This window comes from Paraburkholderia sp. BR10882 (genome assembly GCF_040948855.1).
GTDB classification, from domain to species: Bacteria; Pseudomonadota; Gammaproteobacteria; order Burkholderiales; family Burkholderiaceae; genus Paraburkholderia; species Paraburkholderia nodosa_A.
Genome location: NZ_JBFPKP010000008.1, coordinates 145,346 through 168,745, shown reverse-complemented (window position 1 = coordinate 168,745; position 23,400 = coordinate 145,346). Strand labels below are relative to the sequence as shown.

The following is a 23,400-nucleotide window of genomic DNA, read 5'->3' as shown; positions in this document are numbered from 1 at the left end:
TACGCCTGACTTCAGGCGTACGCCGGACCGCCCCGGTCGAATGCCGCGTCGCGCAAGCGCCCCGGCGCCGCGCCGTGAACGAGCGTATCGACGAAATACTTCGCGCGCGGCCACGGCCCAAAGCCTGCCGCCGTGTTGATGTGACCCGCATCGCCGAGATTCACGAACGTGCTGCCCAGTTGCTGCGCGAGCGCGCGGGCGCCTTCGAGCGGCATCCACGGATCGGTTTCGCTGCCGATGAGAATGGACGGCACGGGCAGCTGCCGCGCCTCGAACGCGCCGGCAAAGCGGAACTTCTCGGGACTCGCGGGCGCGACGAACAACACACCGGCAATGTCGGCGCCGCTTTCCCCCAGCATGCCCGTGTGCAGCGCATGCGCCGCCACGAGGCAGCCGAAGCTGTGCGCGGCCAGCAGGAACGGCCCGCGCTCGCCCGCCAGCCGCCGCGCGAGCCCCGCGCCCCACACCGCCAGATCGGGCGCGTCCCAGTCGTCCTGTTCCGCGCGCAGCGAACGCGCGAACTGGCGTTCGAGCCAGCTCTGCCAGTGAGCGCCGTCGCTGCCGTGCAGGCCCGGCACGGTGACGAGGCGGGGCGGCCAACGCATTTGCGCGCACGAAAGCATGATTTTTTCCTCGCTGGAACACGGCGTGAATCGATTGTGGCCTGCGAGCCGCGCACGCCGAACCAATTTTTTTTGCTTAGCTTTTCGGCGCGCCCGGCCGGGTCCTGCCCGAGACAGGCCGCGGGCCGGCGCGCCGCGATTTGCGCGGCGGGCGCGGGCCTGAAAAAGTAGAATGGTGCCGGTGCACGCGGCTCTCGCGGCCCTCGCGGGCTGCACGCAACGCAACAGCGCGCGTAGGCTCGAGCCGCACAGCCGTTACCAGGGACAGGTTCACCCATCATGAAGATCATTTTCTGGTTCCCGCAGACCGACGCCTCAACGTGGCTCCACGGCCTCGCGCGCGCGCTGCCCGATGCCGAGTTGCGAGAGTGGCAGCCCGGCGACACCGATCCCGCCGACTATGCTGTCGTCTGGCACCCGCCGCGCGAACTCTTCGGCGTGCCGGGGCTTCGCGCCATCTTCAATCTGGGCGCGGGCGTCGACGCGATCCTCGCCCACGAACGCGAGCGGCCGGGCACGCTGCCCGGCACCGCCATGCTCGTGCGGCTCGAAGACTCGGGCATGGGCCGGCAAATGAGCGAGTACGTGCAGCACGCTGTACTGCGCTACCTGCGCCGTTTCGACGAATACGCGCTCGCGCAGGCGCGCCGCGAATGGCACGTGCTCGCGCCGCATCCGCATGAGACCTTCACGGTGGGCGTGCTGGGCCTCGGCGTACTGGGCGCGCAGGTCGCGCACGCGGTCGCCTCGCTCGGCGTGCCGGTGCGCGGCTTTTCGCGCAGCATGAAGACGATCGAGGGCATCGAAACGTACTCGGGCGAGTTGCACGGCGAGCAGTTCGACGCCTTCCTCGACGGCGTTAAGCTGCTCGTGAACCTCCTACCCGCCACGCCCGACACTGAAAGCGTGCTCAATGCGCGCACCTTCAGCAAGCTCTCGCGCGGCGCGTATCTCGTGAACGTGGCGCGCGGCACGCATCTGGACGAACCGGACCTGCTCGACGCGCTGGCGAGCGGCACCCTCGCGGCGGCGACACTCGACGTGTTCCGCGAAGAGCCGCTGCCGCCCGATCATCTCTTCTGGCGCGAGCCGCGCATCACGATCACACCGCACAGTTCGGCGCTCACGTTGCGCGACGAAGCGATTTCGCAGGTCGCCGACAAGATCGGCGCGCTGGCTCGCGGCGAGACCGTGAGCGGCGTGGTGCATGTCGGGCGCGGTTACTGAACATCGCGGCGGCACATCGCGAAGCCTTTTCAAAAAATTGTTGGAGACACGGCAATGGCATTACCCACCGCAGTCAAGATCGTCGAAGTCGGCCCGCGCGACGGCCTGCAGAACGAGAAGGAATTCGTTCCCACCGCAACCAAGATCGAACTGATCAACCGGCTCTCGGCCGCGGGCTTTCCGAACATCGAGGCCGCCTCGTTCGTCTCGCCCAAATGGGTGCCGCAGATGGCCGACGGCGCCGAAGTCATGGCCGGCATCGAGCGGCGCAGCGGCGCGATCTACTCGGTCCTCACGCCGAATCTGCGCGGCTTCGAAGGCGCGCTCGCCGCGCGCGCGGACGAGATCGTGATCTTCGGCGCGGCGAGCGAGGCGTTCTCGCAGAAGAACATCAACTGCTCGATCGCGGAAAGCATCGAGCGCTTCGCACCGGTGGCGCAAGCCGCGAAGGAGCGCGGCGTGCGCATTCGCGGCAGCGTGTCGTGCGCGCTCGGCTGCCCGTATCAGGGCGAAGTGCCGGTCGCTTCGGTCGTCGATGTCGTGGAGCGCTTCGCCGCGCTCGGCTGCGACGAGATCGACATTGCCGACACCATCGGCGTGGGTACGGCGAAGCGCGTGCACGAAGTGTTCGAGGCGGTGACGAAGGTGTTCCCGCGCGAGCGCCTGTCGGGCCATTTCCACGACACCTACGGCCAGGCGCTCGCCAACATCTATGCGGCGCTCGAAGAAGGCATCGCCATTTTCCACGCCTCGGTGGCGGGCCTGGGCGGCTGTCCGTATGCGAAGGGCGCCACGGGCAACGTCGCGACCGAAGACGTGCTGTACCTCATGAACGGCCTGGGCATTCATACCGGCATCGATCTGAACCAGGTCGTCGCGGCGGGCGACTTCATTTCGACCGCCATCGGCCGGGCGAACGTCTCGCGCGCGGGTAAGGCCCTGCTCGCGAAGGCCCGCAGCGAAGCCGCATGCTCGTGACACGCGACCCATCGAAGCGCAGTACGAAGGAAATCAATCTATGACGGAAACCCTCGATAACCTCGACGCCCTGCCCGAGTCCGCGCGCCGTGTCGCCCTGATGCTGCGCGAGCGCGGCCACGCCAGACCCGTCGTGATGCTGCCCGAGACCGGCAAGACTTCCGCCGAAGCCGCCGCGGGTCTGGGCTGCGAAGTCGCGCAGATCGCCAAGTCGATCCTGTTCCGCCGCCGTGAAGACGACGCGCCCGTGCTCGTGATCGCGAGCGGCGCGAACCGCGTGGACGAAAAGAAAGTGGCCGCGCACGTGGGCGAGATCGGCCGCGCCGACGCGAAGTTCGTGCGCGAGAAGACCGGCTACGCCATTGGCGGCGTGTGCCCGATCGGCCACGCCACGACGCCCGTCACGCTGATCGACGCCGATCTGTTCGAGCTCGAAAGCCTCTGGGCCGCTGCCGGCCATCCGCATGCGGTGTTCAACCTCTCGCCACAGGAACTCGAAGCGCTGACCGGCGCGCCCGTGGTGGACGTCGCGCTGCGCGACGCGTGAGCATGACCGCGATACACGACACCGTCGCGCCGCCGCCCTCGCCTTGCATCAACATCTGCCGCATGGATGAGCGCAGCGGCTTGTGCGAGGGCTGCCTGCGCACCATCGACGAGATTGCGAACTGGTCCACGCTCGACAACGCAGCAAAGCGCGCCGTCTGGGACGCGATCGAGACGCGGCACGCCGAATGGGTCGCGAAGCGCTTCGCGTCGCAAGGAGAACAACAATGAACGCGCCCGCCCGCGTCGTTACGGTCGGCGAGACGTTCCGCTCGACGCTTCAACTCACGCCCGAATCGGTGAAATCGTTCGGACTGCTCGTGAATGATCTGAACCCGCTGCATCACGACGAAGCCTACGCGGCGCAAAGCCGCTTTGGCGGCCTGATCGCATCGGGCACGCAACCCACGGCGCATTTCATGGCGCTGCTCGCCACGCACTACTCGCAGTACGCGCAACCGCTCGGGCTCGAATTCGACATGAAGCTCAAGCGCGCCGCCCACGCGAACGACACGATCACGTTCGAGTGGCGCGTGGACGAAGCGTGGTGGAAGCCGAGCCTGAACGGCGATCTCGTGAAGCTCGTGGGCGAGGCCGTGAACCAGAAGGGCGAAACGCTCGTGGTGGGGCGCGCGACGATCCTCGTCATGCCCAAGGCCGAGCACGCACCGGCATGAGCGCCGCGCCCGCCCTCCCTGAATCGATCCGCGTCTTCGAGCGCGGCTGGCTGTCGTCGAACAACGTGCTGCTCGTCGACGAGGCGCGCGCCGCACTCGTCGATACCGGCTACGCCACGCACGCCGAACAGACGCTCGCGCTCGTGCGCCAGGCGCTCGGCCCGCGCGCGCTCGACCTTATCGTCAACACGCATCTGCACTCCGACCATTGCGGCGGCAACGCGCGACTGCAGGCGCAATGGCCCTGCGCGACGCTGATCCCCGCGCCGAGCGCGACGATTGTGCGCGACTGGGACGAAGCGCGTTTGAGCTTTCTCGCCACCGGGCAGACCTGCGACCGATTCGCGTTCACAGGCACGCTCGCGGCAGGCGAACGGCTCGCGCTAGGCGGCTTCGACTGGGAAGTGATCGGTGCGCCGGGGCACGACCCCGACTCGGTGATGCTCTATGCAGCCGGACCGCGCCTGCTCATCAGCGCTGATGCGCTCTGGGAGAATGGCTTCGGCGTGATTTTTCCCGAGCTCGAAGGCGAAAGCGGGTTCGCCGAGCAGCACGCGGTGCTCGAAGCCATCGCGAAGCTCGACGTGCGCGTGGTCATTCCGGGCCATGGCAAGCCGTTCACCCACGTCGAGGCGGCGCTGGAGCGCGCGTTCTCGCGCCTCGCCTGGCTGCGCGCCGACCCGGCCCGCAACGCGAAGAACGCGCTCAAGGTGCTGATCGTCTTCAGGCTGCTGGAAGTGCGCGCGATGAGCTTCGACTCGCTACTGGCGATGCTGGAAAACGCCGCCTCGCTGCGCGCCGCGGCGCAACAACTCGCCCCGCGCAGCGCGTGGCCCGGGCTGCTGCGCGAGCTGGCCGGGGAGCTGGCGAAGAGCGGCGCCCTGGTCATAAACGGCGAACGCTTCGAAGCACCGGCGGCAGCGGTCTAGCCGCGCCGCAGGACAAACGCTGGGAAAGCGCAAAAAAAACGCTCGTCCGATTTCCGGACGAGCGTTGGAATTAGCTCTGACGTGATCAAACTGTCGAGGTCATCATACTCGCGCCGGAATTCCCGAAGCATCGGTGATTTCCCTACAGATCACCTACGAGCGCAGGCCTGGCGCGTCCTCGCAGGATTCATTCATCTGGAATCCGAATCAATCTCACTGCCCGAGCTTGAGCCTCACGAGTTCGAACAGATGCGAACACAGGTAGAGTCCGAGCCCGATCGCGCCGCCGATCACCGTGCCGTTCACGCGGATTTTCTGCAGATCCTTGCCGATTTTCAACTCGATGAGCCGGGCGGTCTCGCGCGTGTCCCAATTCTTCACGGTGTCGCGAATGTGGTGCGTAAGGTAGCGAGCAAAGTCGGGCGCCATGGCGCGCGCGGCGTCTTCGAGATGGCCGTTGAGCGAGGCGCGCAGGTCGGCGTCGGCGGCGAGCGTCTCGCCTAGCCACTGGCCAGTGGCGGCGACCTTCGCGTGCAGCGCCGAATCTTCGCGCTCCAGATCGTCGCGCAGCCACGCACGCAGGCTGTCCCACAGCGCGCGCGTGTAATCGTTGAGCGCGCCGCCCTCGCTCAGGCTCGCCTTCAGCTCCTCGCCCTTGCGCAGGAACGCCGGATCGCTCTTGAGCTTCACGATCAGCTTTTCCACGACTTCGTCGAACTTCTGGCGCAGACGATGTTCGCGATCCTCGCTCACCTGCAGCAGCAGCCGGTTCACGGCGCTTTCCACCACGCGCGCGCCGCTCTCGCCGATCCACTCGCTCGGCAGAAACTTCTCGGTCGTCGGATAGTCGCTCTTGAGCCAGTCGACGATGGCCGACGCGACGAACGCGCGCGTGCCCTCGTCGCGCAACAGGGTGGCGAACTGCTCGAGCATCTGGTCGAGCAGCTCCTGGTGGCGGCCATCCCGGGTAAGGGTGTCGAGAATCGCGCCCGCCGACTTCGAGAAGTCGACGCGCGCGAGCGCCGCGTGCAGGCTGTCGCGGATGAAGCTCTGGATGCGCGCGTCATCGGTTAGGCCGAGCACGCCCGACATCATGCGTACCGCGTAGTCGCCCAGGCGCTGCGCATTCTGCGGCGCGGTGAGCCAGCTGGAGAGCCGCGCCACGGGATCGTGGCGCCGGATCAGCCCGACGAGCGAACCCACGTCGAGAAACTTGTCGCGCACGAAGGCGGCGAGTTCGTCGGCGATGCGCTCCTTGTTGCGCGGAATCACGCCCGTATGCGCCGAAACGAACGGAATCGGGACGCGCCGGAACAGCGCGACCACCGCGAACCAGTCGGCGAGGCCGCCGACCATGGCCGCTTCGCTCACGGACTTGACGCCATCCGTCACGACGCCTGGCGGGAAAAAGAGTGCCGTGCCGGCGAACACGAGCGCCGCAACCAGCAGAAAGGCCAGCGCCTGGCGCTTGGCGCGCGTGAGTTCGGCTTCGTCCCGTGGGGCGTGCGAAGGCGTCATGAGGAGCAGGGAGTCGCGGGTTCGAATCGCAACATTATGCTGCCCGCGCGCCAACCGCCGCATGCCGAAGCGCCGCGCCAGCGCGGCGCGCTCGCGACGCCTCAGGCGGAACGCGCGCTGCGCCGCTGCGGCACGATCCGCCAGCCGAGGTTCACGCCCGCCGCCGCGACGAGGATGAGCGCGGCGCCCACCACCTGGATCCACGCGAGACGCTGGCCGAACGCGAACCAGTCGACGAGGATCGCGACCACCGGGTAGATGAACGAGAGCGCGCCCGTCATCGCCGTAGGCAGCTTCTGGATCGCGCCGTAGAGCAGCACGTACATGATGCCCGTGTGCACGATGCCGAGCGTGACGAGCTGCGCCCAGTGCAGCGGCGTGGCCGGCAGCGTGCCGTAGTGGATGAACGGCGCGAGCGCGAGCGCGCCGAACGCGAGCTGCACGAGCGCGATGAGGTGCGGCGGCGTGCCCTTGAGATGGCGCGTGATGATCGACGAGATCGCGTAGAGAAACGCCGCGCCCGCCGCGCAGGCCACGCCCTGCAGATACTCGCCGGGCACGGCGAGCACGGCAGGCTGCACCTCGACCACGCACACGAGGCCGAGGAAGGCCACCGCCAGCCACGCCACCGTCGAAGCGCTCACGCGCTCGCGCAGAATGACCACGCCGAGACCGACGAGCATGAACGGCTGCGTGTTGTAGACGGCCGTGGCCATGGAGATCGAAGCACGCGAATAGGCGGCGAACAGCAGCACCCAGTTCGCAACGATGGCAGCGCCTCCCAGGACGGCAAGCGCGAGCGTGCGTGGCGGCAGGTGCTTGCGGCGCAACAGGCCGAGCGCGGCGCACACGAGCGTGAGGGTCGCGCCGCCCAGCACGCAGCGCAAGAAGGCGATGTTGATCGGGGCCTGGCGCGAGGCGACCACGAGCCAGCCGATGGTGCCGGACATCAGCATCGCGACGACCATCTCGGCGGCGCCGCGGCGAATTTCAGGAGTGGTGGAAGACATGAGCTTGCATCCTCGTTGTGGCGGACGAAAGGCGCGCGGCCCTTCGCATCTGCAAGTCAGTTTATCGGCTGCAGGGCGAGGAATACATGGCTAAACTTAGGCGATAGGCAACCCTTGCCTTCGATTGAAAGGCCAACCTGGCGGAGCACCCGCGCAATCATGAACCGACGCCCGAACCCAACGCCCACCGCCGCCCCGCTCGACGACATCGACCGCATGCTGCTCGCGGCGCTGGCCGAGGACGCCCGCGCGAGCGTCGCCGAACTGGCCAAGCACGTGGGGCTGTCGGCGCCTAGCACGTCCGAGCGGCTGCGCCGGCTCGAAGCGCAAGGCGTGATTGGCGGCTATACGGTGCAGATCGATCCGCGCGCGCTCGGCTACACCTTACAGGCCATCGTGCGCGTGAAGCCGCTGCCCGGACAATTGCATCTGGTGGAAGAGGTGCTGCGGCGCATTCCCGAATTCGTCGAGTGCGACAAGGTCACGGGCGACGACTGCTTCATCGCCCGGCTGTATCTGCATTCGATCGAACAGCTCGACGAGATTCTCGCGAAAGTCACCGAGCGCGCCGAAACCAGCACGGCCATCGTCAAGTCCACCCCGGTGCCGCGCCGCCTGCCGCCGCTGCGTTGAGGCCGAGGCGCGGCAGCCCGTCAGCGCTCCGTGGTCTCGAAGAAGGCCAGCATCTCCTCGACCAGCGCCTCGCTCGCCTCCTCGGGAATGTAATGACCGCACGGCAGCGAGCGCCCGCTCACGTCGCGCGCCACCTTGCGCCATTCGGCGAGCGGGTCGAAACAACGCTCGATCACGCCTTCCGCGCCCCACAGCACGCGTAGCGGGCACGCCACCTTGTTGCCGCGCTCGAGGTCGGCCCGGTCGTGCTCGAGGTCGATGGTGGCCGAGGCGCGGTAGTCCTCGCACATCGCATGCACGGCGCCCGGCTGGCGCAGCGCAGCGCGGTAGGCGCCCAGAGCCTTCGGCGCGAAGGGCGCGAGACCCGCGTGACGGCTGCCCATGACGCGCTCGATATAGACGTCGGGGTTCGCTTCGATCAATGTTTCCGGCAGCGGCGCGGGCTGGATCAGGAAGAACCAGTGGAAGTAGAGCGTGGCGAACTCGCGGTCGGTCTGCTCGTACATGGCGAGCGTGGGCGCGATATCGAGCAGCATCAGCCGCTCGACGGCGTCGGCGTGGTCGAGCGCCATGCGGTGCGCCACGCGCGCGCCGCGGTCGTGCGCGCATACGAGAAAACGCTCGTGGCCGAAGTGGCGCATGGCTTCGACCTGATCGGCCGCCATCGCGCGTTTCGAATAGGCGGCGTGCGTGTCGTCGCTGGCCGGTTTCGAGGAAGCGCCATAGCCGCGCAGATCGGTCGCGATGACGGTGAAGTGCTGCGCGAGCGCGGAGGCGCACCGGTGCCAGATCATGTGCGTCTGCGGATGGCCGTGCAGCAGCAATAGCGGCGGTCCATCGCCGCCCTTCACGCCGCAGATGTCTACGCCGCCCGCAGTGCGAACGGTGAAAGGCTGGAATCCGTCGAAAGGCATGGGGCTAGTCTCTTGTGTTTGTTGGTCTGCGGTCATTGTATGAGGCGAGCGCGGCTCGAAAATGTGCTTTTGGGCCCGTAGCGGTAGAAACCGAACACTCCCTCGAATACCGCACGAGAGATCCGCACGCGCGATGCCCGAACGACCCCGCGCCTATAATCGAACGGCCGAATTCGCGCCCCGCCGTCTATCGAAGCGCCGCAAGGAGACCTCTCCATGGCACTGCCTGCCGTCCTGCAAAACCTCTCGCTGCCCGTCGTGGGCTCGCCGATGTTCATCGTCAGCTATCCGGAGCTGGTGCTCGCGCAGTGCAAGGCGGGCATCGTCGGCTCCTTTCCGGCGCTCAACGCGCGCCCCGCCGAAGAGCTGGGTGTCTGGCTCACGCAGATCCGGGAGGAGCTCACCGCTTACAAGAACGCGAACCCCGAGGCCGTCATCGGGCCGATCGCCGTCAACCAGATCGTGCATCAGTCGAATGCGCGGCTCGAGCACGACGTGCGCGTCTGCGTCGAGCACCACGTGCCGATCTTCATCACGAGTCTGCGCGCGCCGCCGCGCGAGCTGCTCGACGCCGTGCACAGCTACGGCGGCATCGTGCTGCACGACGTCATCAACCTGCGCCACGCCGCCAAGGCGCTCGAAGCGGGCGTAGACGGCCTGATCCTCGTGGCAGCGGGCGCGGGCGGCCATGCGGGTACGACCTCGCCGTTCGCGCTCGTGGGCGAAGTACGGCGCATCTTCGACGGCCCGATCGTGCTGTCGGGCGCGATCGCCAACGGCGGATCGATCCTCGCCGCGCAGGCCATGGGCGCGGACCTCGCCTACATGGGCACGCGCTTCATCGCGACCAAAGAAGCGCACGCCGTGGACGACTACAAGCACGCCATTCTCGAAGCAAAGGCCGCGGACATCGTCTACACGAACCTCTTCACGGGCGTGCATGGTAACTACATCCGCGAGAGCATCGTGAACGCCGGGCTCGATCCGGATGCGCTGCCCGAGTCGGACAAGTCGAAGATGGATTTCGGCGCGGGCACCTCGAAGGCAAAGGCCTGGAAAGACGTGTGGGGTGCGGGCCAGGCGGTGGGCCTGATGGACGACGTGCCCTCGGTGGCGGATCTCGTGGCGCGCCTGAAGCACGAGTACGAGGCGACGAAGGCGCGGCTGGGCGTGGGCCGCTGAGCGCGAGGCGCGCCCGGTTTCAGCGCCGGGTAGACGCAACACGGGCGACGTCGGCATTGAGCGCCGCCGCGCGGATCGCCTCCACGCCCGGCCACAGCTCGCGCTCAGAAAAGCGCGCGGCCAGGAAATCGACGAACGAGCGCACCTTCGCCGACAGATGGCGGCGGCTCGCGTACACGGCGTAGATCGGCAGCTCGCGCGGCGGCAGTGCGTCGACGAGCAGCGGCACGAGGCGCCCTTCGGCGATATCGTCGCCCACCACCTCGGTGCCGAGCATCGACAGCCCGCCGCCTTGCAGCACCACCACGCGCAGCGCTTCCAGGTGATTGACGATGAGGTTGCCGCCTGGCTTGGGCTTCACGCCGCCCGCGCCCTCCGCGAACGGCGCGAGTTCCTGGGCCGATGCCCCCGCGTACTGGACGAAGTTGTGCCGCGCGAGATCGGCCACGCTTTTCGGCGCGCCGTGGCGGCGCAGATACTCTGGCGAGGCGCACAGCACGATGTGCGCGGTGGCGAGCGGCCGCGCGATCAGCGAAGAAGACTTGAGCCCCGACGGCGCGGCGCGGATCGCCACGTCGAAGCCCTCGTCGATCAGTTCGACCACGCGGTCGGACAGCGTGATGTCGACCGTCACCTGAGGAAATCCGGCGGCGTAGTCGGCGACCGCGCCCATCACATGACGCAGCCCGAATGCCGTGAGCGACGACACGCGCAGCCGCCCCTGCGGCACCACGCTCGCCGCGCCCACGGCCTGGCCGGCCTCGTCGAGTTCGGTTAGCGCCTGGGCCACGCGCTCGTAGTATTCGCGCCCCGCCTCGGTGGGCGCGACGCGGCGCGTGGTGCGGTTCAACAGCCGCGCGCCGAGCTGCTGCTCCAGGTGCATCACATGCTTGCTCGCCATCGCGGCGGACATATTCAAGCGCTCGGCCGCCGCGACGAAGCTGCCCGCCTCCACCACCTGGCGGAACACTTTCATGCTGACGAGGGTATCCATTGCGCGGCCTTCAACTCGAACATAAATGAGCGGGAATCAATCGGCGATATTTTCCTCGTTTTATCAAATGCGGGTGTTGAAACGCGCAGGCGCGCTTCCTATGTGAGGCGGCCCAGAAAGCAAAAAACCCCGCGCTGCAAATAGCGCGGGGTTTTCGCGTCGAACTTCGAACTGACAGGCTGCGCCGCTTAGAACTTCGCGCGCATGCCCACGCCGTAGGTCTGGCCGCTCGACATGTTGTCGAAGTGGTCGTACATGTACGCGGCGTAGACGTCGGTGCGCTTGGAAAGCGGGTAGTCGTAGCCGATCGCCGCCGTCTGGCGCGTCTGGTTCAGGCCGCCGCCGTCGCGCGAGTACGCATACGACGCCATCACCGTGCCCGGGCCGGCCGGGACCGTCACGCCACCCTGGGCGGTGTTGACGTGCCAGCTGCCCACCTGCTGCCAGTTCGCCGTGTACATGTACTGGCCGAAGAACTTCACGTACTTGAGGTCGTAAGAAAGACCGACCTGCGCCACGCCCTGGCTCTTCAGGCCGATGATGGTCGTGTCGCCGCTCACGATGCTGCCGATGTCGCCCGGCGTGTTGTTGAAGTTCACGTACTGGTAGACCGCCGTAGCCGCGAACGGGCCGTGGAAGTACAGACCCTGCACGCTCCACTTCTTCGAGCCGTTCTGGCCGGCCTGGTTGCCGAACGCATACATGGCCGAACCCGAAAGGCCGTTGAAGTTAGGCGTCGAGTACTGCACGGCGTTGTTCCAGCCCGAGTCGCCCACCACGCCCTGATCGGTCGTGTAGGTCGGGAACGTCGAGAGGCCGAGGTACACGTGGTACACCATCGGCGAGAAGGTGTACGAATCGATGAACGGGTTGAAGAGAATCGTCGAGACGAACAGCTGCGTCGTCAGGCGTCCCGCCGTGACCGTGCCGTACGGCGATTCGAGGCCGACGTACGCATTGCGCGCGAAGAACGTGTCGCCCGCGAAGCGGCCGTACTGACCGTTCTGCGCGCGGAAGAAACTTTCCAGTGTGAAGATCGCCTTGAAGCCGCCGCCCAGATCTTCCGATCCCTTCATGCCCCAGTACGACGTGGACATGCCCCCGCCGCTCACGTTCCAGGCGGTCTGGCCGCCCGGAAATTTCGTCGCCCCGACCCACTCGTCGACCTGGCCGTAGAGCTGGACGCTCGACTGCGCAAACGCCGACGACGACGCGGCGGCAAGAACAGCGGCGAGCGCGCTCGCCTTCAGGGTAGTGCGCAGCGCTCGGCTGACCGTTGTATTCATGGGTTCTCCAGTCTTTGTCAAAAAAGGGTGTCGGGCGGCTGAGGCGCTCGCGCAAAGGCTTTGTTTTTTCGTCGTTCGCAGACGTGGCCGTTCTGGGCGGATCCATCTTTGCGGACCATTTTTATGGTCAAAAATAACCGGTGTTATTGCCGGTATATCGGGCGGATTAGTTTGCCGCCGATAGCACCCGGTTTGCCGCTGTCGACTTTGCTTTGCGCTGCGCTGCGTCACGGTTAGTCGCAGGCTGCCGCGCCGCGCCCAGTGGGGCGCTGCCGCACGCGCGTGGCTGCGAATGACGCGCCGCCAAAACGAAAGCGAGATTTGAGACGAAAGGGTTCTGCATGACGAGAGATTTCCAAAAAAGTGTGGTATCCGCGCGTCAGTTTTCGCGGCGTGGACGAACGCAACTTGTTTTGGACGTGTTTCGGCGGCGCTAACAGGTCAATGCCTGAAGCGAATCCTGAGGAGAGTCAAACGAAGACAGCGGGATAAAGCGTGCGGAGGGAAGAAAGCGAAAGCGCGCGGCGTGGCACCGCTCAATTACGGTAGGGCGAAGGCATGGGCGGACGCGGGACCTCGCCGCCGTTGCGCGTGAAGGGCCGGTAGGTACCGCCGCGCTCCTCGTTGTAGCGCGCGACGTCTTCGCGGATCGAGCCCGCGCGCACCGGCGACTCGGGCGGCGGATGCGGCACCTGGCGCGATTCCGCGCTCACGGGCGTGATGGGATTGCCGCGATAGCCACCGTAGCCGCCGAACGGCGTGCCGTAGCTGTAATCGCGATGCGGGGCCGGCTGCTGAACCTGGCCTTGCCACTGGTTCGGCGAGCGGTTACCGCCGCGCTCGTACCGGCCGCCCTGGTCGGCCACGCGCATGGGCGAAGCGGCACCGGTGTAAGCGGCGGGGCCACGGCCGCGTTCAGGGGCGCCGTCGTGGTAGCCGCTGCCCCACGCCATGCCGCCGCCGCGCGGCGCGGGCATCGATTGCATGGCGGGCCTCGTGGGCATGGAAGGGGCGCGCGCGAAGCCGCCGCCCCCGCCGTGCCCTGGAAAACCGGGCTGAGCATGGGCGAGCGCAACAAAGGCCGCAAATCCGGCCCCCAAGACCCACTGTCCGAGTTTTGACAACCCTGCCTGCATTGTGACGTTTCACCTGCCCGACGTTCGCGCCTGGCACCCGCCGCTCGGGCCATGGCGGGCCAGTCCCGGGACGCTCGCCGCGCTGGCGCGTAACGATTGCCGCCACAACGGTCGCGGCGTCCCATTGACGGTAATTTATGGGCGTGCTGTATGGGTGTCGAGCCAAAAGATGTTATGCCGCCCGAAGGGTTGTAACACCATGTTACTGCTGGGTTTTCTGCCTTCGGGCAAGCCCTGGGAAGGCCGCCAGGCACGGCTCTCCGCGCAAGTCTGGGAACGGTTCGTTTTATGGTTGATGGACGTCTGAAGATCTGAAGAATGCGCGGAGTCCTGACGGCTTTTGCGGCCCGGGAATGCCCCTCGCACGTCGATAAGGAATCCGGCATAAAGGTGAGATCGATGCCGGCGATACATGCGCATCCGTCATTAATCGATGCTTCAAATGAATTTGCTTTTTCAATCGGCTTGCGCCGACAATAGACGATCCGATTCACCCGTTGCACGCACATCGATCTGCGCGCAGCCAGGCGCCCAGGCGCGCACTTGAGATTGTCCGATGGCACGTCCGAAATTCCTGCCCGATAACTTCACCCTTTGCCTCGTCGGCACGGTGATTCTCGCGAGCCTGTTCCCCGTGCACGGCCAGGCCGCCACCGGTTTCAACTGGCTGACCAATGTGGCCGTCGGCCTGTTGTTCTTCCTGCACGGCGCCAAGCTCTCACGCGAGGCGATCATCGCCGGCGCGACGCACTGGCGGCTGCACATCGTCGTGCTGCTCAGCACCTTCGTGCTCTTTCCGGCGCTGGGCCTGGCTCTCAAGCCCGTGCTTTCGCCGCTCGTCACCCCGGCGCTCTACGCGGGCGTGCTGTTCCTCTGCACGCTGCCCTCCACGGTGCAGTCGTCCATCGCGTTCACCTCGATCGCGCGCGGCAACGTGCCCGCCGCCGTGTGCAGCGCTTCGGCGTCGAGCCTGATCGGCATCTTCGTCACGCCCGCGCTCGTGAGCCTGATCGTCACGAACCAGAGCGCGAGCGGCGGCTCGGCCTGGCACACCGTGTGGAACATCGTGCTGCAACTGCTCGTGCCGTTCGTGGCGGGCCAACTGCTGCGCCCGGTGATCGGCCGCTGGATCGAACGCAACAAGGGCGTGCTCAAGTTCGTCGATCAGGGCTCGATCCTGCTCGTGGTGTTCGGCGCGTTTTCCGAGGCCGTGAACGAAGGGCTCTGGCATCACCTTCCGCTCACCGCGCTCGGCGGCCTGCTCGTGGTGAACGCCGTGCTGCTCGCGCTCGCGCTCGGCATCACGATGTTCACGAGCAAGAAGCTCGGCTTCTCGCGCGCGGACCAGATCACCATCATTTTCTGCGGCTCGAAGAAGAGCCTCGCGGCCGGCGTACCGATGGCGAAGGTCATCTTCGCCTCGAACGCCGTGGGCGCGGTCGTGCTGCCGCTCATGCTGTTCCACCAGATCCAGCTCATGGTGTGCGCGGCGCTCGCCCAGCGCTGGGGCGCCCGCGACATGAGCGCCGAGCGCGCCGCCAGCGCGGGCGACGAATCGCGCGGCGGCGCGAACGAGCGCACGGCTACTGCTGCGCGCCGTTAAACGGCATCAAGTACGTCACCCGGGGCGGCGAGAGGCCGCCGCCCCGCTGCAGCAAACGCCGTGGCTAGCGCCCGGCATTTCACCCTCCCCCGCCAGCCTCCCTTCCCGCGTCACATGCCCAAAGACTGGGCTTCGCGGCGCTGTCACCAAAATTTCATTTAATTCATCCGATCATATGCCGTTAAGTTCATCGTCTTCGCCCGTTCCGGCCTGTCCATGTCTGCTCCCGCGCCACTCCTGCACGCGGCGCCCGGCGTCGGGGCGCTGATCGCCCAGCGCCAGCTGCGCGCCGTCTTCCAGCCCATCGTCGATTTCGAGGGTGGCGCGATCCTCGGCTACGAAGGCCTGATTCGCGGGCCGGCAGGCTCGCCGCTCGAAACGCCCGCCGCCCTCTTCGCGCGCGCCGGCGACGAACAGTGCACCGCCTCGCTCGAACGCGCCGCCGCCCGCACCTGCATCGAAACGTTCGCGAAACTCGACTGCCCCGGCAAGCTCTTCCTCAATTTCAGCGCCGACGCGCTGCGCCAGCTGACCGCCGACGGCGACGCCGCACTCGCCCTCTTCGACGGCCCGATCGACCCCACGCGCGTCGTGATCGAGCTCACCGAGCAAAGCGCCATCCACGACCTGCGCAACTTTTCGCCCGTCGTCGAGACGCTGCGCGCGGCCGGCGCCCAGTTCGCGCTCGACGACTACGGCACGGCCAACGCCAGCCTCAACCTCTGGGTGCAGCTGCAGCCCGATGTCGTGAAGATCGACCGCTTCTTCATCCACGACATCGCCAACGACGCGCTCAAGTTCGAAGCCGTGCGCGCCGTCCAGCATTTCGCGCAGGCGAGCGGCACGCGGCTCGTGGCGGAAGGCATCGAGAACGCGGCCGACCTGATCGTGCTGCGCGACATGGGCATCGACTGCGGCCAGGGCTTTTTCTTCGGCCGCCCCAACGTGGAGCCGCTGCGCGTGCTCGCCCGCGAAGCGCGCGAGGCGATTCGCGCGGATCATATCGCCGTGTTCCCCGAGGCCACCCGCAGCGCTGCCACGCAGCCCGCGGGTGGCGGCGCGCCGGCCAGCAAGATGCTCGTGCGCGCGCCCGCGCTGCCGCGCGAGGCGACCAACAACGACGTGCTCGAACTGTTCAACGGTCAACCCGACCTGCACGCAGTGGCCGTGGTGGAAGACGAGGCGCCCGTCGCGCTCATCAACCGGCGCGCGTTCATGGACCGCTATGCGCTGCCGTATCACCGCGAGCTGTTCGGCAAGAAGGCCTGCCTGCAATTCGCCAACGCGCAGCCGGTGGTGATCGAGCAGTCGATGACGGTCGAGCAGATGGCGACGCTGCTCGTCAGCGACGACCAGCGCTATCTCGCCGATGGTTTCGTCATCACCGATAACGGCCGGTACGCCGGGCTCGGCACCGGCGAGAGCCTCGTGCGAGCCGTGACGGAGGTGCGCATCCAGGCGGCGCGCTACGCCAATCCGCTCACCTTCCTGCCGGGCAATATTCCCATCAGTTCGCATATCGAGCGGCTGCTGTCGCACGACGCGGGCTTTCACGCGTGCTACGTCGACCTGAACCAGTTCAAGCCCTTCAACGATCAGTACGGCTACTGGCAGGGCGACGAGGTGCTGAAGTTCGCGGCGACGGTGCTCGCCGACGCCTGCGACCCCACGCGCGACTTCCTCGGCCACGTGGGCGGCGACGACTTCCTGATCCTGTTCCAGAGCGAGACGTGGCGCGAGCGCGCGCGCCAGGCGATCGAAACGTTCAACGAGGGCGCGCAGCGCTTCTACGCGCCGGGCGACCGCCTCGCGGGCGGCATTCACGGCGAGGATCGCCACGGCAACGCCACCTTCTTCACCTTCGTGACGATGGCGATCGGCTGCGTGCACGTGGCACCGGGCGAAGGTGCGCAGCACAGCAGCGACGCCATCGCCTCGCTCGCGGCGCTCGCCAAGCGCCGCGCGAAACAGGAAGCGAGCGGCCTCGTCGTGATCGACGGCAACGCGAGCGCCAACCTCGTGCCCACGCTCAGTTCGGCATCAGGCGAAACCGCCGGTACAGCATAGCGACCTGAGCCTCCCCTGCGGCAGCCCGCAACGTCAACGGGCCGGCCGCGCGGCTCGTGCCGCGCGCCGGCCCGTTTTGCTTGCGTTGCTTGACTGCTGCGCAGTCGCTAGATCGTCCCCATCAAGACCAGCACGACCACCACGACGACGATGATGCCGAGCGTGCCTGAAGGCGCATAGCCCCACGAGCGGCTATACGGCCACGCCGGGAACGCGCCAATGAGCAGCAGGATCAGAATGACCAGAAGCAGGGTGCCGAGCATGAGGCCTCCGAAAGTCGAATGTTGGCATCCGCCTTTCCGCAACCGTCGTGCCCGCACGTGTTTAGCTAATTTTACTAAACACTAATGTTTGCGTTTATTTCATTGTTTACTGGTATTTACCTGGAATTCGAGACGTCGATTTGGGTTTTTCGAACAGATTTTTACTATACAATCGCCGCACACCTGACCACACCCGGAACGCTCACCGCGCCACCGCTAGCCAGGAATCATGGGGACAACCATTCGCGACGTCGCGCAGGCCGCCAACGTGTCGATCGGCACGGTGTCGCGCGCGTTGAAAAATCAGCCGGGCCTCTCCGAGGCCACGCGCGAGCGCATCGTCGAGGTCGCGCGCACGCTCGGCTATGACTGCGCGCAACTACGTCCGCGCATTCGCCGGCTCACCTTCCTGCTCCACCGCCAGCACAACAACTTCGCGGCCAGCCCGTTCTTCTCGCACGTGCTGCACGGCGTGGAAGACGCGTGCCGCGAACACGGCATCGTGCCCGCGCTGCTCACCGCCGGCCCCGCCGACGACACCGTCCAGCAGTTGCGCCTGCACGCGCCCGACGCCATCGCCGTGGCGGGCTTCGTCGAACCGGAAATGCTCGCCGCGCTCGTCGCGCTGCAACGCCCGCTCGTGCTGATCGATCTGTGGGCGGCGGGTCTGCGCTCGGTGAACATCGACAATGCGGCGGGCGCCGCGCTCGCCATGCAGCATCTGTTCGAGCTGGGACGGCGGCGCATTGCGTTCATCGGCGGCTCGCTCGCGCACTACAGCATCGCGCAGCGCGCGCTCGGCTACCGGCGCGCGTTCTTCGAGGCGGGCCTGTTGTTCGACCCGTCGCTCGAAACGACGATCGACGGCGGCCTCGATCCCGACACGGGCGCGTCGCTCGCCATGCAACGCTTGATCGACGCGGCGCGCGCCGCATCGCGCCCGCCGCCCGACGCGCTTTTCGCCTACAACGACGCCGCCGCGCTCGCTGCCATGCGCGTGTGCCTCGCCAATGGCCTGCGCGTGCCCGAGGACATCGCCATCATCGGTTTCGACGATATCGCGGGCGCCACGCACGCCACGCCGCCGCTTTCGACGATCGCCGTCGACAAGGAAGCACTCGGGCGGCGCGGCGTCGAACTGCTGCTCGAAGAAACGCCTGCCGCGAGCGAAATCCGTTTGCCGGTGCAGCTCGTCGCGCGTGCGAGCACGCTGGGTGCGGCGTCATCGAATCTCGTTGCCGCGCAGGCCGTCCACCACGCTGCAGGCGCGCCGCAAAGCGCCTGACGCGCGCCGTCGAAAACACGCTGAACACACACGAAATACGCTGAAGCCACGTCCAGGACAGAAGAGAAAGCCATGACGATGACCGCCGACACCGCCACTCCCGCCACCGCAAACCCCGTCGCCGTACCGGGCGTCGCGAGCTTTCGCGACCGCGGCTTCCTGCTCGGCCACGTGCAGGACACGCTGCGCTTTTACGCGCCGAACGTGCTCGATCCCTCGGGCGGCTTCTTCCACTACTTCCGCGACGACGGCTCGATCTACAACGCGCACTCGCGGCACCTCGTGAGCAGCTGCCGGTACGTCTTCAACTACGCGATGGCGTATCGCGAGTTCGGCGATCCGCAGCACCTCGAATACGCGCGCCACGGCCTGCAGTTCCTGCGCGAGGGCCACTGGGACCCGCATCTGCAGGGCTACGACTGGGAGATCGACTGGCGCGACGGCAAGAAGCGCGTGCTCGACGCCACGCGCCACTGCTACGGCCTCGCGTTCGTACTGCTCGCTTACGCGCATGCGGCGATGGCCGGCATCGAGGAAGCGCGGCCGATGATCGGCGCGACCTTCGATCTGATGGAACACCGCTTCTGGGACGGCGCGGCGGGCCTCTACGCCGACGAGGCGAGCGCCGACTGGATCGTCTCGGGCTATCGCGGCCAGAACGCCAACATGCACACGACCGAGGCGCTGCTCGCGGCCTACGAAGCGACGGGCCATCTCGTCTATCTCGACCGCGCCGAGCGCGTCGCCTCGAACATCACGCTGCGCCAGGCGAAGCTCTCGCAAGGGCTCGTGTGGGAGCACTTTCACGCGGACTGGTCGGTGGACTGGCACTACAACGAGGAAGACAGCTCGAACATCTTCCGCCCGTGGGGCTTCCAGCCGGGCCATCAAACGGAGTGGGCGAAGCTGCTCTTGCTGCTGGAACGGCACCGGCCGCTGCCCTGGCTGCTGCCGCGCGCGATCGAACTGTTCGACGCCGCCATGGCGCACGCCTGGGACAACGATCACGGCGGCCTCTACTACGGCTTCGGCCCAGACGGCACCGTGTGCGATCACGACAAGTACTTCTGGGTGCAGGCGGAAACCTTCGCCACGGCGGCGCTGCTCGGCAAGCGCACCGGCAACGAGCGATTCTGGGACTGGTACGACGAAATCTGGCGCTACAGCTGGGCGAATTTCGTCGATCATCGTTACGGTGCGTGGTATCGCATCCTCACCTGCGACAACCGTAAGTACAGTGACGAGAAGAGTCCCGCCGGCAAGACCGACTATCACACGATGGGCGCGTGCTACGAAGCGCTGAACGCGCTGCCCGGACGCGGCATGGCGCCGGTCATCGGCCGCGAGGAAGCGACCGCCGGCGACGCCGGTGGCGCGAACGCATGACGGGCACGAGCGGCCAGAACTAGAGAGAGGAACACGACGATGAGCACCTGCAGCACCGGCCCGGACTTTTCGTCCGGCTTCCCGGCCTTCATCTCGGCCGGCGACATTCTCACCGATCTCGTGCGCACTCCCGCGCCCGAGGGCACGCCGCACACGTCGCAGCCCGGCGCACCGGGCATGGACTCGCACTGGCGCGCGCATCCTGGCGGCGCGGGCTGGAACGTCGCGCGCGCGGTCGCGCGCCTCGGGCTGCCCACGGCGAGCGTGGGGGCGCTCGGCGTCGACAACTTCTCGGACGAGCTCTGGAACGCGAGCGTGGCCGCCGGTCTCGACATGCGTTTCATGCAGCGCGTGGAGCGCGCGCCGCTGCTCGCGATCGTGCATCAGACGCATCCGCCCGCGTACTACTTCATCGGCGAGCACAGCGCCGACCTTGCCTTCGATCCCGCGAAGCTGCCCGAAGGCTGGCGCGCGCATGCGAAGTGGGCGCACTTCGGCTGCATCAGCCTCGTGCGCCAGCCGCTCGGCGAAACGCTCGCCACGCTCGCCGCCGAGCTGCGCGCGGCCGGCGTGAAGATCAGCTTCGATCCGAACTACCGCAACCTCATGGCGCACGGCTACGAGCCGATCCTTCGCCGCATGGCCGCGCTCGCCGATCTCATCAAGGTCTCCGACGAAGACCTGCGCATGCTGTTCGCCGGCAAGAGCGAGGCCGACGCCATCGATGCCGTGCGCGCGCTCAATCCGGCCGCCACGCTGCTCGTCACGCGCGGCGCGCAGGCGGCCACGCTCTATGTGGGCACCGAGGTGATCGAGGCGGCGCCGCCGCGCGTCGAAGTGGCCGATACGGTAGGTGCCGGCGACGCGTCCATCGGCGGACTGCTGTTCAGCCTCATGAGCGCGCCGCAGCGCAACTGGCGCCAGCATCTCGCCTTCGCGCTCGCCGCGGGCGCGGCCGCGTGCCGCCGGCCCGGCGCGCATTCGCCGACGCTCGACGAAGTCGTCGCGTTGCTCGCCGACTGAAGGCGCCCGCGGCGCGCAGTCTGGCGCGCCGCCCGGACACGGCGCGGGGCTGACACGAAAGCGCCGCGCCGTCGTCATATGGGTGTCCCGCAGGCCCGCGGGCAACGTGCTAGCATGGAATCTCCCTCTTGTTGCGGGTCAGGCGCGACGCTTGCGCGCTTTCATCGACTTGACCCGTCGAGGGGAGTTTCCTTCCACGAGGAGCACGTTATGGAAGACGTCAGCTACACCAAGGGGATCTACACGGCCGTCGCCACAGTGCGGCCCATGAACGCCGGCCAGTACCAGGGCCTGGTCTCCCTGGCGCGCGACGACGGCGAGGAACTCGAAAACGCGGTGTATGAAGTCGAAGCCGCATCGGGCACGCCGGAAGAAGCTCTCGAAGAAGCCAAGGCGCTGGCGCATCGCATTCTCGGCGAGCTCGAGCTGTAAGTCGCCCGGTGAGCCCAGGGCCCGCTCGGGGACTGCCGGCAGCGCTGCAAGAGACGGGGGGCTCTGCATGGGGCCGCACGATGTGCGGTCGTCAGCTGTGCATGGGGCCAGAGTGAGGGCGTTGCATGGGCCCGGAGTAAGTGCTGAAGCACTAACTCCGGCCGACAGCTAAAGCGCCAACTCTGGTCGACAGGAGGTTAGCCATGTCCGAACAGCTCTTTCTATACGGCGTCTACGCCATCCACGTGCATCCGCTCGAACTGCAGGGCGCTCGCTGGGACGCCGAGTATCAGATCACGCATCGCGACAAGGCCGTGCAGCCGTGGGTCACGGTCGGCGGCAACTCGGGATTCGACGCGGCGACGCTCGCCGTGGACGCCGCGCGCCGCCAGGCCATCGCCGATATCGAACATGGCGCGGGCATTCCGAAGCCGCATGGGTTTCCGTAAGCCTTTCGTTCGACGCCGTTCCTGCCGCGTCTCGCTGCTGCTCTCATAGCGCTAGCCCTGCGCCCTGCCAGCGCCCGTCGGCGCGTGCCCGCTTGTCCTGTCCCTGCGGCATTGCTACGCTCTTCTCCTTACTTCAGATCCGCAGGGACCATCATGACGTCCGAGACGCCGGAGCGCTTCGCCAACCAGGAAGCAGCCCAGCAAGCCGATTCGGCATCCGGGGCTTCGCCCGGCGTGGACATGGACGCCTGCAAGGCCGAAACGCCTGCGGGGCCCAGGAAAAGAGCCAGACGCGGCACGCCGCGCAAGCTGATGATCGGCACGCGCGAGGTGCTCGTCTACGGCATGCCGCAGTCCTGGGGCGACTTCTATCACACGGCGCTCACCATGCGCTGGCCCACCTTCTTTGCGTCGCTCGCGGCCCTCTTCCTGCTCATGAACGGCGTGTTCGCGTGCCTCTACCAGCTCGGCGCCGCACCCATCGCCAACCAGTATCCAAAGGGCTTTCTCGGCGCGTTCTTCTTCAGCGTGGAGACGCTCGCCACCGTCGGCTACGGCGACATGCATCCGCAAACGCTCTACGCGCATATCGTCGCCACGTTCGAGATCTTCGTCGGCATGTCGGGGATCGCGTTGGCGACCGGCCTCGTGTTCGCGCGCTTCTCGCGCCCGCGCGCCAAGATCATGTTCGCGAGCCAGGTGGTGGTGCACCCCATCGAAGGCCGCATGACGCTGATGGCGCGCGCGGCCAACGCCCGCCAGAACGTGATCGCCGAAGCGGGCGCGAAGCTGCGGCTCATCCGCATCGAAACCTCGTCGGACGGCTTTCGCGCGCGGCGCATCCACGACCTCAAGCTCGTGCGCGACCAGCATCCGCTCTTCACGCTGGGCTGGAATCTCATGCACGTGATCGACGAGTCGAGCCCGCTCTACGGCGTCACACCCGAGATGCTGGCCGAGCAGCACGGTACGCTGCATGTCGTGATCGAGGGCTCCGACGAATCGACCGCGCAGACCATGCAGGCGCGCTTTAGCTGGTCGGACCGCCAGATCCGCTGGGACTACCGCTACGTCGACCTGATGAGCGACGCGGACGGCGTGAGCACGATGGACTACACGCACTTTCACGATGTCGTGCCATTCGATCGCGCGAAGCCCTACGCACCGCGGACGATCTGACGGATTGTCCCGAAGGCCGATCCGGGCGGGATCGCGGCCGCGCAGGGAAAATCTCTCTCC

24 protein-coding genes are annotated in these 23,400 nt (G+C 67.0%); 16 read left to right on the top strand and 8 right to left on the bottom strand.

All coding sequences use genetic code 11. The annotated features are described in order from the left end of the window. Positions 1-11: 11 nt before the first annotated feature. On the bottom strand, positions 12-623 hold the full coding sequence (locus AB3X99_RS21500; RefSeq protein ID WP_069265145.1) for an alpha/beta hydrolase: 612 nt from the start codon (positions 621-623) through the stop codon (positions 12-14). Between the two features lie 279 nt (positions 624-902). Here AB3X99_RS21500 and AB3X99_RS21495 point away from each other — a divergent pair, with 279 nt between their 5' ends. Genes AB3X99_RS21495 through AB3X99_RS21470 form a run of 6 tightly spaced genes read left to right on the top strand, consistent with a single transcriptional unit; the run spans position 903 to position 4,980 of the window. Next, positions 903-1,850, top strand: coding sequence for a 2-hydroxyacid dehydrogenase (locus AB3X99_RS21495; RefSeq protein ID WP_368618077.1), 948 nt, complete (start codon positions 903-905; stop codon positions 1,848-1,850). 54 nt (positions 1,851-1,904) lie between these two features. Then, positions 1,905-2,828, top strand: a complete 924-nt coding sequence (locus tag AB3X99_RS21490) for a hydroxymethylglutaryl-CoA lyase (RefSeq protein WP_069265147.1) — start codon at positions 1,905-1,907, stop codon at positions 2,826-2,828. 40 nt (positions 2,829-2,868) lie between these two features. Further along, entirely contained in the window at positions 2,869-3,375 is a 507-nt protein-coding gene (locus AB3X99_RS21485; RefSeq protein ID WP_368606338.1) for a YbaK/EbsC family protein, read from the top strand. Positions 3,376-3,377: 2 nt separating this feature from the next. Then, positions 3,378-3,605 (top strand): DUF1289 domain-containing protein, encoded by a 228-nt coding sequence (locus AB3X99_RS21480; RefSeq protein ID WP_368618076.1) that lies wholly within the window; start codon positions 3,378-3,380, stop codon positions 3,603-3,605. Beyond that, entirely contained in the window at positions 3,602-4,051 is a 450-nt protein-coding gene (locus AB3X99_RS21475) for a MaoC family dehydratase (RefSeq protein ID WP_368606336.1), read from the top strand. Before AB3X99_RS21480 ends, AB3X99_RS21475 begins: the two co-directional genes overlap by 4 nt. After that, complete coding sequence (locus tag AB3X99_RS21470; protein ID WP_368618075.1) at positions 4,048-4,980, top strand: MBL fold metallo-hydrolase; 933 nt, start codon at positions 4,048-4,050, stop codon at positions 4,978-4,980. The genes AB3X99_RS21475 and AB3X99_RS21470 overlap by 4 nt, the downstream gene beginning before the upstream one ends. A 213-nt stretch (positions 4,981-5,193) precedes the next feature. Here AB3X99_RS21470 and AB3X99_RS21465 read toward each other — a convergent pair whose 3' ends face one another. Together AB3X99_RS21465 and AB3X99_RS21460 are read right to left on the bottom strand one after the other, a co-directional pair. Next, entirely contained in the window at positions 5,194-6,498 is a 1,305-nt protein-coding gene (locus AB3X99_RS21465) for a DUF445 domain-containing protein (protein WP_069265152.1), read from the bottom strand. A gap of 101 nt (positions 6,499-6,599) precedes the next feature. Beyond that, positions 6,600-7,508, bottom strand: a complete 909-nt coding sequence (locus AB3X99_RS21460; protein ID WP_342949582.1) for a DMT family transporter — start codon at positions 7,506-7,508, stop codon at positions 6,600-6,602. A gap of 159 nt (positions 7,509-7,667) precedes the next feature. On the opposite strand from AB3X99_RS21460, the gene AB3X99_RS21455 reads away from it, so the two are divergent. Beyond that, positions 7,668-8,141: an Lrp/AsnC family transcriptional regulator gene (locus tag AB3X99_RS21455; protein ID WP_368606334.1), complete on the top strand. Its 474-nt coding sequence runs from the start codon at positions 7,668-7,670 to the stop codon at positions 8,139-8,141. Positions 8,142-8,161: 20 nt separating this feature from the next. Here AB3X99_RS21455 and AB3X99_RS21450 read toward each other — a convergent pair whose 3' ends face one another. Next, positions 8,162-9,055, bottom strand: a complete 894-nt coding sequence (locus tag AB3X99_RS21450; RefSeq protein WP_069265155.1) for an alpha/beta fold hydrolase — start codon at positions 9,053-9,055, stop codon at positions 8,162-8,164. 216 nt (positions 9,056-9,271) lie between these two features. On the opposite strand from AB3X99_RS21450, the gene AB3X99_RS21445 reads away from it, so the two are divergent. Continuing rightward, entirely contained in the window at positions 9,272-10,237 is a 966-nt protein-coding gene (locus AB3X99_RS21445; protein WP_069265156.1) for a nitronate monooxygenase family protein, read from the top strand. Positions 10,238-10,256: 19 nt separating this feature from the next. Here the strand turns inward: AB3X99_RS21445 and AB3X99_RS21440 are convergent, their stop codons facing one another. The 3 genes from AB3X99_RS21440 to AB3X99_RS21430 form a co-directional block, all read right to left on the bottom strand. Continuing rightward, entirely contained in the window at positions 10,257-11,231 is a 975-nt protein-coding gene (locus AB3X99_RS21440) for a LysR family transcriptional regulator (protein ID WP_069265157.1), read from the bottom strand. 188 nt (positions 11,232-11,419) lie between these two features. Further along, the gene (locus AB3X99_RS21435) at positions 11,420-12,517 is read right to left on the bottom strand and encodes a porin (protein ID WP_368606330.1); all 1,098 of its coding nucleotides are present in this window, start codon (positions 12,515-12,517) and stop codon (positions 11,420-11,422) included. Between the two features lie 536 nt (positions 12,518-13,053). Further along, the gene (locus AB3X99_RS21430) at positions 13,054-13,503 is read right to left on the bottom strand and encodes a hypothetical protein (protein WP_368618074.1); all 450 of its coding nucleotides are present in this window, start codon (positions 13,501-13,503) and stop codon (positions 13,054-13,056) included. Between the two features lie 706 nt (positions 13,504-14,209). On the opposite strand from AB3X99_RS21430, the gene AB3X99_RS21425 reads away from it, so the two are divergent. Beyond that, positions 14,210-15,256: a bile acid:sodium symporter family protein gene (locus tag AB3X99_RS21425; protein WP_368618073.1), complete on the top strand. Its 1,047-nt coding sequence runs from the start codon at positions 14,210-14,212 to the stop codon at positions 15,254-15,256. Positions 15,257-15,472: 216 nt separating this feature from the next. Next, a complete protein-coding gene (locus AB3X99_RS21420; protein WP_069265161.1) occupies positions 15,473-17,323 on the top strand; it encodes a phosphodiesterase in 1,851 nt (616 codons plus the stop codon). Between the two features lie 107 nt (positions 17,324-17,430). Here the strand turns inward: AB3X99_RS21420 and AB3X99_RS21415 are convergent, their stop codons facing one another. Continuing rightward, complete coding sequence (locus tag AB3X99_RS21415) at positions 17,431-17,586, bottom strand: DUF3309 family protein (RefSeq protein WP_069265162.1); 156 nt, start codon at positions 17,584-17,586, stop codon at positions 17,431-17,433. A gap of 229 nt (positions 17,587-17,815) precedes the next feature. Here AB3X99_RS21415 and AB3X99_RS21410 point away from each other — a divergent pair, with 229 nt between their 5' ends. The 6 genes from AB3X99_RS21410 to AB3X99_RS21385 all read left to right on the top strand — a co-directional run bounded on the left by AB3X99_RS21410 (position 17,816) and on the right by AB3X99_RS21385 (position 23,340). Beyond that, the gene (locus AB3X99_RS21410) at positions 17,816-18,871 is read left to right on the top strand and encodes a LacI family DNA-binding transcriptional regulator (RefSeq protein ID WP_069265163.1); all 1,056 of its coding nucleotides are present in this window, start codon (positions 17,816-17,818) and stop codon (positions 18,869-18,871) included. Between the two features lie 78 nt (positions 18,872-18,949). After that, complete coding sequence (locus tag AB3X99_RS21405) at positions 18,950-20,257, top strand: AGE family epimerase/isomerase (protein WP_368618181.1); 1,308 nt, start codon at positions 18,950-18,952, stop codon at positions 20,255-20,257. Between the two features lie 39 nt (positions 20,258-20,296). After that, positions 20,297-21,280, top strand: coding sequence for a carbohydrate kinase (locus AB3X99_RS21400; RefSeq protein WP_069265165.1), 984 nt, complete (start codon positions 20,297-20,299; stop codon positions 21,278-21,280). 210 nt (positions 21,281-21,490) lie between these two features. Then, the gene (locus AB3X99_RS21395) at positions 21,491-21,712 is read left to right on the top strand and encodes a hypothetical protein (protein ID WP_069265166.1); all 222 of its coding nucleotides are present in this window, start codon (positions 21,491-21,493) and stop codon (positions 21,710-21,712) included. Positions 21,713-21,915: 203 nt separating this feature from the next. Then, positions 21,916-22,161 carry a hypothetical protein gene (locus tag AB3X99_RS21390; protein WP_069265167.1) on the top strand — a complete coding sequence of 82 codons (246 nt, stop codon included), beginning with the start codon at positions 21,916-21,918 and terminating at the stop codon, positions 22,159-22,161. Positions 22,162-22,401: 240 nt separating this feature from the next. Beyond that, a complete protein-coding gene (locus AB3X99_RS21385) occupies positions 22,402-23,340 on the top strand; it encodes an ion channel (protein WP_342949631.1) in 939 nt (312 codons plus the stop codon). Positions 23,341-23,400: the final 60 nt, after the last annotated feature.